The 12,050-nt window shown below is 64.0% G+C and carries 13 protein-coding genes; 7 read left to right on the top strand and 6 right to left on the bottom strand.

Annotated elements, in window-relative coordinates; all coding sequences use genetic code 11:
- From IQ25_RS03950 to IQ25_RS03930, 5 genes are all read left to right on the top strand, one after another.
- Nucleotides 1-1,455 (top strand): NAD-dependent succinate-semialdehyde dehydrogenase, encoded by a 1,455-nt coding sequence (locus IQ25_RS03950; protein WP_144902479.1) that lies wholly within the window; start codon nt 1-3, stop codon nt 1,453-1,455.
- 15 nt (nt 1,456-1,470) lie between these two features.
- Nucleotides 1,471-2,550 (top strand): tartrate dehydrogenase, encoded by a 1,080-nt coding sequence (locus IQ25_RS03945; RefSeq protein WP_144902476.1) that lies wholly within the window; start codon nt 1,471-1,473, stop codon nt 2,548-2,550.
- A 140-nt stretch (nt 2,551-2,690) separates the two neighbouring features.
- Nucleotides 2,691-4,103 (top strand): aspartate aminotransferase family protein, encoded by a 1,413-nt coding sequence (locus IQ25_RS03940; protein WP_144902473.1) that lies wholly within the window; start codon nt 2,691-2,693, stop codon nt 4,101-4,103.
- 14 nt (nt 4,104-4,117) lie between these two features.
- Nucleotides 4,118-4,615, top strand: a complete 498-nt coding sequence (locus tag IQ25_RS03935) for an Lrp/AsnC family transcriptional regulator (protein ID WP_011446572.1) — start codon at nt 4,118-4,120, stop codon at nt 4,613-4,615.
- Nucleotides 4,616-4,622: 7 nt separating this feature from the next.
- Nucleotides 4,623-5,771 (top strand): M20 aminoacylase family protein, encoded by a 1,149-nt coding sequence (locus IQ25_RS03930; protein WP_144902471.1) that lies wholly within the window; start codon nt 4,623-4,625, stop codon nt 5,769-5,771.
- A gap of 10 nt (nt 5,772-5,781) precedes the next feature.
- Here the strand turns inward: IQ25_RS03930 and IQ25_RS03925 are convergent, their stop codons facing one another.
- The 6 genes from IQ25_RS03925 to IQ25_RS03900 all read right to left on the bottom strand — a co-directional run bounded on the left by IQ25_RS03925 (nt 5,782) and on the right by IQ25_RS03900 (nt 10,646).
- Entirely contained in the window at nt 5,782-6,465 is a 684-nt protein-coding gene (locus tag IQ25_RS03925) for a copper resistance protein B (RefSeq protein WP_144902469.1), read from the bottom strand.
- 114 nt (nt 6,466-6,579) lie between these two features.
- Nucleotides 6,580-7,587, bottom strand: coding sequence for a copper resistance protein B (locus tag IQ25_RS03920; protein WP_144902466.1), 1,008 nt, complete (start codon nt 7,585-7,587; stop codon nt 6,580-6,582).
- Nucleotides 7,584-9,353: a copper resistance system multicopper oxidase gene (locus IQ25_RS03915; RefSeq protein ID WP_144902463.1), complete on the bottom strand. Its 1,770-nt coding sequence runs from the start codon at nt 9,351-9,353 to the stop codon at nt 7,584-7,586. The genes IQ25_RS03920 and IQ25_RS03915 overlap by 4 nt, the downstream gene beginning before the upstream one ends.
- A gap of 27 nt (nt 9,354-9,380) precedes the next feature.
- Nucleotides 9,381-9,947 (bottom strand): RNA polymerase sigma factor, encoded by a 567-nt coding sequence (locus IQ25_RS03910; RefSeq protein ID WP_258536939.1) that lies wholly within the window; start codon nt 9,945-9,947, stop codon nt 9,381-9,383.
- A 4-nt stretch (nt 9,948-9,951) separates the two neighbouring features.
- Nucleotides 9,952-10,389 carry a Spy/CpxP family protein refolding chaperone gene (locus IQ25_RS03905; RefSeq protein ID WP_144902460.1) on the bottom strand — a complete coding sequence of 146 codons (438 nt, stop codon included), beginning with the start codon at nt 10,387-10,389 and terminating at the stop codon, nt 9,952-9,954.
- Complete coding sequence (locus tag IQ25_RS03900) at nt 10,389-10,646, bottom strand: hypothetical protein (protein WP_144902457.1); 258 nt, start codon at nt 10,644-10,646, stop codon at nt 10,389-10,391. The genes IQ25_RS03905 and IQ25_RS03900 overlap by 1 nt, the downstream gene beginning before the upstream one ends.
- A 143-nt stretch (nt 10,647-10,789) precedes the next feature.
- Here IQ25_RS03900 and copC point away from each other — a divergent pair, with 143 nt between their 5' ends.
- The gene (copC, locus tag IQ25_RS03895) at nt 10,790-11,167 is read left to right on the top strand and encodes a copper homeostasis periplasmic binding protein CopC (protein ID WP_144903181.1); all 378 of its coding nucleotides are present in this window, start codon (nt 10,790-10,792) and stop codon (nt 11,165-11,167) included.
- Nucleotides 11,168-11,183: 16 nt separating this feature from the next.
- On the top strand, nt 11,184-12,029 hold the full coding sequence (gene copD / locus IQ25_RS03890; RefSeq protein ID WP_144902453.1) for a copper homeostasis membrane protein CopD: 846 nt from the start codon (nt 11,184-11,186) through the stop codon (nt 12,027-12,029).
- Nucleotides 12,030-12,050: the final 21 nt, after the last annotated feature.

Here is a 12,050-nt window from a genome sequence, read left to right as displayed (position 1 = left end):
ATGTTGAACCTGAATGATCCCACCCTGCTGCGGCAGGCCGCGTTGGTTGATGGGCAGTGGATTTCTGCCGGCCTCCCCGCGCTTGATGTCACCAATCCCGCAACCGGCGAGGTCATTGGCACCGTGCCCGATTGCGGCGCGGCAGAGGCAGAGGCGGCCATCGCCGCGGCTCAGGCTTCGTGGTCGGGCTGGCGCCGCCGGACTGCAGGCGAGCGCGCCGCGCTGCTCGAAGCCTGGCATGCTCTGGTGCTTGCCAATGTCGATGATCTAGCCCGGATCATGACTGCCGAGCAGGGCAAGACTCTCGCCGAAGCTCAAGGCGAGATTCGCTACGCGGCGACGTTCATCAAGTGGTTTGCCGAAGAAGGCCGCCGCGTTGGCGGGCGCAACGTTCCCTCGCCCGAGCGCGACCGTCGGATCATCGTGCTGACCGAGCCGGTCGGTGTTTCAGCCGCGATCACGCCCTGGAACTTCCCCGCTGCGATGATCACCCGCAAATGCGCGCCCGCGCTTGCTGCCGGGTGTTCGGTGGTGATCAAGCCGTCGGAAATGACGCCATTCACCGCGCTCGCCCTTATCGAACTGGCGATCCGCGCAGGCTTCCCCAAAGGGACGATCAACCTTCTGACTGGCATGCCGCAGGCGATTGGTGCGACGATCACAGCTAGCCCGGTGGTGCGCAAGCTTTCATTCACCGGCTCGACCCGCGTCGGTTCGCTGCTGATGCGGCAGAGCGCAGACACGATCAAGCGGCTGAGCCTCGAACTGGGTGGCAATGCGCCGCTGATCGTGTTCGACGATGCCGATCTCGATCTGGCGGTTAAGGCTACCATGGCGAGCAAGTTCCGCAATGCCGGGCAGACCTGCGTCTGTGCCAACCGCATTCTGGTGCACGCGCCGATCTACGATGAATTCGCCGCGCGTCTCGGGGCTGCAGTCGAAGCGCTCAATGTCGGCAACGGGATAGACGCCGACGCAACCACCGGCCCGCTGATCAACCGCGCGGCAGTCGACAAGGTCTCGGCTCATCTTGAGGATGCGCTGGCCAAGGGTGGCAAGGTGCTGTTTTCCGGCAAAGGCGCGCAAGGTGGCAACTTTGCCCGACCGGTCGTTATCGGCGAGGCCAGCACCGACATGCGCCTTGCTTCGGAAGAAACCTTTGGCCCTGTTGCTCCGCTGTTCCGCTTCGAGACCGAGGACGAGGCCATCGCGCTGGCCAACGATACCGAGTACGGCCTTGCCAGCTACTTCTACACGTCGGGCCTCGATCGCGCCTTCCGTGTGGCCGAGGCGCTGGAGGCGGGGATGATTGCTCTCAACACCGGCTCGATCGCAATGGAAATGGCTCCGTTCGGTGGCGTGAAGCAATCCGGCCTCGGACGCGAAGGCGGCACGCTGGGCATCGAGGAATATCTGGAAACCAAGGCCTTCCACATCGGCGGCCTGAAGATCTGAACCGGGGGCGGAACAATGACGAGCAATAGGCGCAAGCACACAATCGCGGTCATCCCGGGTGACGGCATCGGCAAGGAAGTGATGCCCGAAGGCATGCGCGTGCTCGAAAAGGCCGCCTCGCTGTTCGGTTTCGAGATCGAGCAAAAGTGGCATGATTTCGCCTGCTGCGACTACTACACCCGCCACGGCAAGATGATGCCCGACAACTGGAAAGAGGAGATCGGTCGGCCAGATGCGATCTTCTTCGGTGCGGTCGGCTGGCCTGATACCGTGCCCGATCACGTCTCGCTCTGGGGGTCGCTGCTGCAGTTCCGCCGCGAATACGACCAGTATGTCAACCTGCGCCCCGTGCGCCTCATGCCTGGCGTTCCCTGCCCGCTGGCGGGTCGCGAGCCGGGTGACATCGATTTCTGGGTCGTGCGCGAGAATACCGAAGGCGAATATTCCTCGGTCGGCGGGATTATGTTCCCCGGTACGGAGCGCGAGGTCGTCATCCAGGAAACGGTGATGACGCGCATCGGCGTGGACCGCGTGCTGCGCTATGCCTTCGATCTGGCACAAAAACGCCCCGCCAAGCACCTGACCAGCGCCACCAAGTCCAACGGCATTGCTATCACCATGCCGTACTGGGACCAGCGCGTCGAAGTGATCGGCGAAGAATACCCCGATGTACGTCACGACAAATACCACATCGACATCCTGACCGCGCAGTTCGTGCTGAATCCTGACCGGTTCGACGTGGTTGTCGGCTCCAACTTGTTCGGCGACATTCTCTCCGATTTGGGCCCCGCCTGCACCGGCACCATCGGGGTTGCGCCATCCGGCAATATCAATCCCGAAGGCATCCATCCTTCGCTGTTCGAACCGGTGCACGGCTCCGCGCCGGACATTGCCGGGCAGGGCATTGCCAATCCGGTCGGCCAGATCTGGTCAGCCGCGATGATGTTGGAACACCTCGGCGAAGCAGAAGCTGCCGCGGCGATCATGCGCGCGGTAGAAGAGGTTCTTGCCACGCCCTCGGCCCGCACACGCGACCTTAAGGGTGCGGCCGGTACCGAAGCATGCGGCAAGGCCATCGCCGAAGCCTTGGGCTGACAGCGCGGAGGTGCAGCATAAAATGCTGCGTTCTACCACGCGAAAGCCCGCGGAGCGCCCCTTAGCCCACGCTTTCGGCCAAACCCGCTCTTGCTAGCGGCATAGGCTCGTTCCATTGTTCCCCAATGGACGAGCCTGTGATGAACGCCTCCGCTTCTGCCCTCTCGAACCGCTCCCTAGTAGATATTGACCGCGATCACCTGATCCACTCGGTCACGTCGTTCCGGGGTCATGAGCTGCACGGCGCGATCGTGCTGGAATCCGGCAAGGGCATGTGGCTTACAGACGCCGAAGGTAACCGGCTGCTTGATGCCTTCGCGGGTCTGTGGTGCGTCAATGTCGGGTATGGGCAGGACTCGATCGTGGAGGCTGCTGCCGAGCAGATGCGCAAGCTGCCCTATGCCACCGGCTATTTCCACTTCGCCAGCGAACCGGTGATCCGGCTCGCCGGAGAGCTCACCGCCGCCGCGCCTGAAGGCCTCGATCACGTGTTCTTCACGCAGGGCGGGTCTGACGCCGTCGACAGCGCGATCCGCTACATCGTCCACTATTGGAATGCGGCGGGGAAGCCTTCGAAGAAGCACTTCATCGCGCTGGAGTGGGGCTATCACGGATCAAGCAGCCTTGGCGCAGGGCTCACTGCGCTCGGCAACTTCCACCGCAACTTTGACCTGCCGCGCCCCTGGCAGCATCACATCGCCTCGCCCTATCAGTATCGCCACCCGCAAGGTGACGATGACGCGGCGGTGATCGCCTCTACAGTTGCCGCGCTTGAAGCCAAGGTGGCCGAACTCGGGGCAGACAACGTGGCGGCGTTCTGCTGCGAACCGATCCAGGGATCGGGCGGCGTAATCGTTCCCCCTCGCGGTTGGCTCAAGGCCCTGCGCGAGGCCTGCACTCGGCTCGGCATCCTGATGCTGGTGGACGAGGTCATCACCGGCTTCGGCCGTACTGGACCGCTCTTCGCCTGCCTTGACGAGGGCGTCTCGCCCGATTTCATGACTACGGCCAAGGGCCTGACCGCCGGGTACATCCCCATGGGCGCGATGTTCATGGCCGACCATGTCTACCAGACCATCGCCGACGCTGCACCCGCTGCCCTGCCGATCGGCCACGGCCAGACCTATTCCGGTCACCCGGTTGCCGCCGCGGTAGGCCTCGAAGTCCTGCGCCTTTACCGCGAAGGCGGGCTGCTCGAGAACGGCGTGAAGGTCGGCGCGCGCTTTGCCGAACACATGGAGCGTATCCGCAGCCACCCGCTGGTCGGCGACGTGCGCTATCGTGGGATGCTTGGCGCGATCGAACTCACGCCGAACAAGGCGATGAAGGCAACCTTTGATGCCTCGCTCGATATCGGCGGCAGGCTTTCGAAGCTGACTTACGGCAACGGGGTGATCGTGCGCTGCTTTGCAAATGCCGTTCTGGGCTTCGCGCCAGCCTTGTGCTGCACGCTGGAGGAAATGGACACGATCTTCGAGCGCGTCGAGCGCTCGCTTGATCAACTGCTCGACCAGCCTGAGATCCGCGCGGTCGTCGCGCTGCAACACGCCTGAGGGGGATCACCGCAATGCTGCCCGGACCCAAGCTCGACAGGATTGACCTTAAGATCCTCGCCAAGCTCCAGCAGGAGGGGCGGATCACCAACGTGGAACTGGCCGATGCGGTCGGCCTTTCGCCGAGCCCCTGCCTTACGCGCGTCAAACGGCTTGAAAAGGCCGGGTACATCACCGGCTACGGCGCGCATGTAAACCTCAACAAGCTCGGCGAATTCCTCACCGTCTTCACCGAGGTCACTCTCAGCGAACACCGGCGCGGTGACTTCAGCCGATTTGAAAGCCGCATCGTCAAGATCGACGAGATCGTCGAATGCCACCTCGTTTCGGGCGGATACGACTATCTCTTGAAGTTCGTGGCGCGCGGCGTCTCGCACTACCAGTCGATCATCGAAGGCATGCTGGAGAGCGATTATGGCATCGAGAAGTACTTCTCCTACGTCGTGATCAAATCGCCGTTCATCAAGCATCACTTCCCGATCCAGAACCTGTTCGGCCAAACCCATGGCTGATGCTCTAATGACTGATCTGTCTGAGATTCTGCCCGACCTCGTCGCCCTGCGCCGCGATATCCATGCCAACCCTGAACTGGGCTTTCGCGAACATCGCACTGCCGCACGCATTGCCGATGAGCTTCGTGGGCTGGGTATTGAGGTTCACGAACAGATTGGCACCACCGGGCTTGTCGGCGTGCTCAAGGGCAAGCGCCCCGGTACCCGCTCCCTTGGCCTGCGCGCCGACATGGACGCGCTGCCGATTCATGAGCAGACCAACCTGCCCTGGGCCAGCACCACGCCCGGCACCTTCCATGGCTGCGGCCACGATGGCCACGTGGCGATGCTGCTGGGCGCTGCACGGGTGCTTGCCGCCGATCCCGACTTTGCCGGCACGCTCAACTTCGTCTTTCAGCCTGCCGAGGAAGGGCAGGGCGGGGCTCGCGTGATGATCGAGGAAGGTCTGTTCGACCGCTTCCCTTGCGACCGCGTCTATGCCTTGCACAACTGGCCGGGCCTGCCTGCCGGAACCATCAGCACGCGTCCTGGCGCTATCATGGGGGCTGCAGACAAGTTTCGCATCACGCTCACCGGCAAGGGCGGCCACGCAGCGATCCCGCAGGACAGCCCCGACGCGATCCTCGCCGCGGCAAGCCTGGTTCAGCAGCTCAACACCATCGTCAGCCGCGCCGTGCCGCCTTATGCATCGGCGGTCCTTTCGATCACCGAGATCCATGGCGGCCATGCGCACAATGTTATCCCGGCCGAAGTGCTGGTCGGCGGCACCGTCCGGACGTTTGATCCGGCAGTTCAGGACCGGATCGAGTCGCGGATGCGGGGGATGCTCAAGGGCATCGAAGCTTCCTTCGAAGTGCAATGTGCGCTCGATTATGACCGCTACTACCCTGCGACGATCAACGATCCGGTTGCCGCTGCCGATGCGCTGGAAGTTGCGGCTACAGTTGCGAGGGCCGAACTGGCGCCAGAGCCTGCGCCTACGTCAGAAGACTTTTCCTTCATGCTCCAGCAGCGGCCGGGTGCCTATATCTGGCTGGGGCAGGGCACGTCCGATCACGCTGCGCCGCTGCATAATCCGCACTACGATTTCAACGACAACGTGCTGGAGACCGGCATCCGCCTGCACGTCGCGCTGGCGAAGCACTGGCTGGTCTAGGGTCAGGACCCTAGAATCGCAGCGCCATGCCCACAATCCCGCGCGTGACCCGCCCGCGCGAGCCCTCGGCTCGGGCCATGTCGAGCGTACGGCCGACCAGGCGCTCGTGAATCGCGCCACCATAGACCTCGAGCAGCGGTGTCAGGGTTTTGCGGACGCGCAGAGCGACCTGAATATCGGTCACGCCATGACCGCTGCTTTCCTGTTCGATGTCCTGAGCGGCCCAGTTCACGTTGAGGCGCGGTTCGGCGGTGAGGGTTGCCGACAGCGGAAGGGTAAAGTTCAACTGCCCGCTGCCGATAAGATCGCCGCGCTCCGACATATAGAAGAAGTGCTCGATTTCGAGCCAGTCTACGGGCGTCACCACGAAAGCGAACGAGCCATGCGTCAGGTCTTCGCCCCCGCGCACATCCTGCCGGATGCCGGCAAGTAGCGTGAGTTTGTCGCTGACATTGCGGACGTAGAGAGCTTCAAGCTGGACGTTGTCGATCAAAGGGCCAACGTCGCTGCCGCCCGATGCGCGCACCTCGAACCGGTCGCTGTCGGAACCTACCGAGAGCGCGCTGTCAAAGGTGAAGTGCTCGTCGCCATCGCCCACGTGGAGCTCAAGCAGGTCCACCTCGGCCTCAACCGGATCGGCGAGTGCAGGCGTGGCGAACAGGATCGAGGCCAGAAGGGGCAATGCGTATCGCATGCTGCCACATGACCCGAAAGCGCGCGGAACTGTAGCCCGAAAGAATGCTTTTCGACGGGAGAGGATTGCGAATGCTTCGCCTGGATTGCCTCTCGATGCCGCGTCAACGGCATCTCAGAACCACATCCTCACCCCAACGACGGCGCTGACCTGCGAAGGGTTCTCGCCATCCAGTCGCGCTAGCCGCGCCGTTTCGCCCAGCTTGCGCTCCCAGTGGACGCCAACATAGGGCGCAAATTCGCGGGCAAATTCATAGCGCATCCGTGCACCCAGTTCGACCTTCTCGAACCCCGCACCGATGCCGAGCTCGGGCACGTCCTGTGCCGATGCGTCGATTTCAACGGAAGGCTGCAGGATCAGGCGTTGGGTCAGGCGCATGTCGTGCTCTGCCTCAACCCGGAAATGCACATCGCCCTTGTTCGAGACGAAGGCGTGTGCGCCAAGCTCGAACCAGTATGGGGCAAGCCCCTCGATGCCGATTACACCATAAGTTCGGTCGGGGCCTGCGGCGAAATCCTGCCGGACGCCGAGTTCGAAGTTCCACCATGGATCGAGTGCGTGCCGCCATGCTGCGCGCACCTCGCCGGTTTCCAGCGGTTCGCCGAATGCGCCGTCGCCTTCGGTCTCAACCGCGAGCCGGTCGATGTCGCCGCCGATCCAGCCCATCGCCTGCCAGGCAAATCCGTCCTTGCCGCTGCGCGGGCGATACTCAAGGCGATCGAGGATAAGCGCGTTGCCGTAAAAGCGCCCTTCCTTGGCGAGGTCGGCCCTGGCCTGCGCCATGCGCTGCCTGTCCCAGTAGGCATCGGCGGGATGGTCGGTAGGGACGGGCGGCGGCGGGGCATTGCCCACTTCGCTGTCGCTGACCGTCGGCATCACGTGGCCTGCGTGTGCGGAATGGTCCATCGGCGCGGCCTGGTCCGCAGTCGCAGCCTCCGACTGCTGGTGCATGGAGTGATCCATGCCTTCCATCGGCTGCCCTTCCATCGCACCCATGTCATGGCTGGAGTGGTCCATGCCCTCCATCTGGGTCATGTCGTGGCCGGCATGAGGGTCCGGCACTTCCTGCGCGAAGGAGGGGGTGGAGATCAGCGCGGCACCGGCCAGCAGAAGGCGCTTCATGCTGCGTCTCCCGCGCTGCGCACCGTAACGACACGCATCATCCCGGCGTGCATGTGCAGCAGCATGTGGCAGTGGAATGCCCAGTCTCCTTCCGCATCGGCGGTCAGGTCGAAGCTCGCCTTGCCGCCGGGCAGGACGTTGACAGTATGCTTTCGCGGCCGGTTGCCCGGCTCGCCCGTGACCAGTTCGAAGAAGTGGCCGTGGAGGTGGATCGGGTGTGGCATCATCGTGTGGTTGATGAGGTTCACCCGCACCCGCTCGCCCTTGCGGAACGGGATGGGCTTGGCGCCATCGGAAATCGTCTCGCCATCGATGGACCACATGTAGCGTTCCATGTTGGCAGTCAGGTTCACGTCGATCTGGCGAGAGGGTGTGCGCGGGTCTGGATTGGCACTGCGCGAGCGCAAGTCGGCATAAGTCAGGACGCGGTGATCCACGTCCTCCAGACCCGTTGGCTTGTCGGCCAGACGGTCGGCCGGCATGGGCGAGATCGTGGCAACGCCTGGTCCTGGCTTTACCCCCGGCGCAAGGCTGAGGTCGCGCATCTTCATCGAATGGCCTGCCATGCTCTCGTTGGCAGGCTTGGACAGGTCGATTTCGCCACCGTCGCCCATGTCCATCCCGCTCATGTCCATACCCATGTCGCGCATGGTCAGGACGGGGCGAGCGCGGCGGGCGGGGATGGCCCCGGCCATGCCGATCTGCGGGGCAAGAGTGGCCCGCACCAGACCGGATCTGTCGATGGCCTCGGCGATGATTCCGAACGGCGCAGCCTCGGTCGGCTGCACGATCACGTCATAAGTCTCGGCAATCGCGATCTGGAACTCGTCGGTCTCGACCGGCTGGACATTGCATCCGTCCGCCGCGACCACGGTCATCGGCAGGCCAGGGATGCGAAAGTTGAAGTTGGTCATCGACGAGGCGTTGATGATCCGCAGCTTCACCCGCTCACCCGGGCGGAACAGCGCGGTCCAGTTGGCGCCCGTATCGTGTCCGTTGATCACATACGAATACGTCGCGCCGGTCACGTCCGAGATGTCGGTCGCGTCCATGCGCATCTTCGCCCATTCGAGCCGCTCCTTCAGGCTCTGGTCCTTGCCTTTCAGAAGACCACCCACGGTCTGGCGCTGCCAGTTGAAGTAGCCACCCATGGCCTTCAGCTTGCGCAATTGTTCGTGCGGATTCATCGGGCTCCAGTCCGCCAGCATCAGCACATATTCGCGATCGAACGGGGCAGAGGCATCAGGCTCGGCCGGGTCGATCACGATGGGGCCATAGAGGCCGACAGCCTCCTGCATCCCCGAATGCGAATGGTACCAGAAGGTGCCGGAATGGAGGATCGGGAACTCGTAGGTGAACGTCTCGCCCGGATCGATGCCGGGGAACGAAAGGCCGGGCACGCCGTCCATCTGGAACGGCACGAGCAGCCCGTGCCAGTGGATCGAGGACTGTTCGCCCAGGGTGTTGGCAACCGCGATGCGTACCTTCTGTCCCTCGCGCAGCCGGATCAGCGGTGCCGGGATCGAGCCATTGACGGCGACCGCAGGAGCTGACCGATCCCCCACCGCGAACTTCGCCGCGCCGATCGAAAGCGCGATGCTATCGCCCGAAAGCGTACCGCCGCTGTTACGCCCGGCCATGGCGCCCGAGGCCATCTTGTGCCCGCCATGCCCGGATTGCGCCCAGGCGGGGACCAGCGGCGTTGCGGCAAGGGCACCGGCTCCCAGGAGCAGGTTGCGGCGATTGAGGTGAAGCGTGTTGGTCATTACCCTGCAGTTACGCAGGAAAAGCCGCTACCCCTCAAGCATTTCCGACAATTTCTGCCGCGCCCGGTAAATCCGCGTCTCCACTGCCTTTTCGGTCAGGCCCAGCACATCGGCGGCCTCGGCCATGCTCATGCCTTCAAGGCGGCAGAGGATCAGCGGGTCTTTCAGATTTGCCGGAAGCGCGGCAACCGCCGCCGAAACCCGCGCGAGTTCGCGCCGCGAGATCGCCTCGGCCTCCGGGTCGAGCCCCTGATCGGCCACGTCGAATGCGTCTTCCAGTGGGCGCGCCATGCGGAACAGCCGCCGCACTGTGCGCCGCCGGGCCCAGTCACGGCATTTGTTCACCGCGATCCGCATGATCCAGGCGCGGAACGGACGGGCCGCGTCGAACTTTGCGAGTGATGCGAAAGCGGCGATGAAGGCTTCCTGCGTCACGTCGAGCGCTTCGCCTTCATCCCCGGTATGATGGCGGGCCAGCCTGAACACGGCCTCGCGATGCCGGGCCATCAACGCGGCATAGGCAGCCTGACGGCCGGCCAGCGCACTCGCGACCAGTTGCGGGTCGCTTTCGCCGTGCGCGCCATCCCCCGTCACCGGTTCAGCGGTGGTCGGGGGCGGTGAGGGCGCGGGCGATCTCGCGGTCGAAGATGGCCTGCTGGGCAGGGGTGAGCACGCCGCGCATGGCAAAGACGTGTGCCAGCGTGGCCTTCTGCAGCTCACCCATCGCCATGTGCGAGGCATCGACCGCGCCGGTCACCTTTGGCCCGATCTGGTGCTCGCTCTCGATAGCCCGGGCAAGGTCTGCGTTCGAGGCGCGCAAGCGCTCGTCTAGCGCGCGGCGCTTGCCGGCAAAATCGGCTTCCAGCCGGTCGATCTGCTGTTTCTGCTGCGCCGACAGATCGAGCCGGTCGTGCATCAGCTGGTGCAGTTCGCTGCCGTGATGCATCGGCATGAAGCCGCGGGCGAAGTGGCTGGCGGCAAGCGCGACGGCTGCGGACACCACCGCCACCAGCACATAGCGCAAGGCCCCGCCCATCAATCTGCCAGCAAGTGCGAGGGCGCGCCCGAGGGCACCCCGAATAGCGGCTCGGCCTGTGCCGGGGCAGAGGGGGTGACCGACCCCGCGATGCCCACGACAGCCGCAATGCCCACCGCCATGATCATGCCGCGCCGCGCAGTAGCGCTCTCGCGTCGCTCGGCAAGGCCACGCATCACACCATCGTCGATGGCGCCTAGCGAAGCGGGCGTTGCCTTGGCGGCCAAGGCGCCAAGAAGTTCGTCGATATCGGCCATCACTGGCTATGTTCCTTTTTCCACGCGATTCCCATTACGCAAGGTTCGAGCGAATCCCTCAAGACAAATTTTGCGCTATGGGCTGAGGGATGACCGCAGGCCTTGCGTATCACCTTGCAGATCCCAACCCGAAAGGACTTGCCATGCGCCGTCTCGCGCTTCTTGCCGCTCCCGCCTTTGCCATGCTCGCGCTGCCCGGTGCCGCCCTTGCGCACCCCAAGCTGCTCTCGGCCAATCCTGCGGCAAACACGGCTGTGGCCAAACCGACCAAGCTGACCCTGACCTTCTCCGAAGAGCTCGTCGGCCCGCTTTCGGGTATCGAACTGGTGATGACCGGGATGCCCGGCATGGCCAACCACGCGCCGATGCCGATCAAGGGCTTCAAGACCGCCGCTGCAGGCAAGGTTCTCACCGTGACTCTCCCGCGCGCACTGCCTGCCGGCAGCTACAACCTCAAGTGGCACGCAGTTGCAGCGGACCAGCATCGCATCGAGGGCCAGTACGCCTTCACCGTTCGCTGATCGGGCCTGAGGGGGCGTGGAGACGACCGGCCTGATCGCTTCGCGGGCGGTGGCGTATCTTGCGCTGCTGCTCGTCGCGGGCGTCCCGCTTTATGGCCTCGCTGCGGGCCGGTTGCTGTCCATTCGTTCCCGTATCGCTCTGATTTTGCTGGCATTTCTCGCAGCACTTGCTTCGGCTTGGTGGGCGCTGGAAAGCGTCGCTGCCATGGCGGGTATCACGCTTGGTGAACTCGATCAGGCAACGGCCGAAGTCGTGCTCGCGCAGACACCGCTGGGCAAGGTCATGGAATGGCGACTGACGGCGCTCGTGGGCGTCGTAGCGGCCTCGGCCCTGACGCTGCGTCTCTTGCGCTTGCCGCTGCTTGCCCTGAGCGGCGCGGTCGCGCTGTGTTCAATGGCTTGGACCGGTCATGCCGGGGCCAGCGGAATGCTCATCCACCGCGTGGCAGATGTCTTCCACCTGCTCGCCGCTGCCACCTGGCTGGCGGCGCTGGCAATTTTTGTCGTCTCGGCATTCTCGCGCAAGGGTCCCGACATCGTTGCGCTGACGCGGTTTGCCCGCATGGGCAGCATGCTAGTTGCAGTGCTGGTGCTGAGCGGCCTACTCAACACGCTCGCCATTGCCGGGTGGCCAATGATGTTCGAGGCGCGATGGTTCGGCGTGCTGGCGGTAAAGCTCGCATTCTTCGCGCTCATGCTCGGTCTGGCAGCAGGCAACCGCTGGCGGATCGTGCCAGCGCTCGAGCGGAATGATCCGGGTGCAACCGCCCGCCTGCGCATTTCGCTCGCGCTCGAATTTGCCGTGGGGTTGGGCGTAATCGGCGCGGTTGCACTGCTCGGTTTGCTCGATCCTGCCACCTGAGGTGAAACGGCAATAAAGATT

This window comes from Novosphingobium taihuense (genome assembly GCF_007830315.1).
In the GTDB taxonomy this organism is placed as follows: Bacteria; Pseudomonadota; Alphaproteobacteria; order Sphingomonadales; family Sphingomonadaceae; genus Novosphingobium; species Novosphingobium taihuense.
Note: the sequence above shows the minus strand (reverse complement) of the source record. Positions and strands in the feature narration are given on the sequence as shown.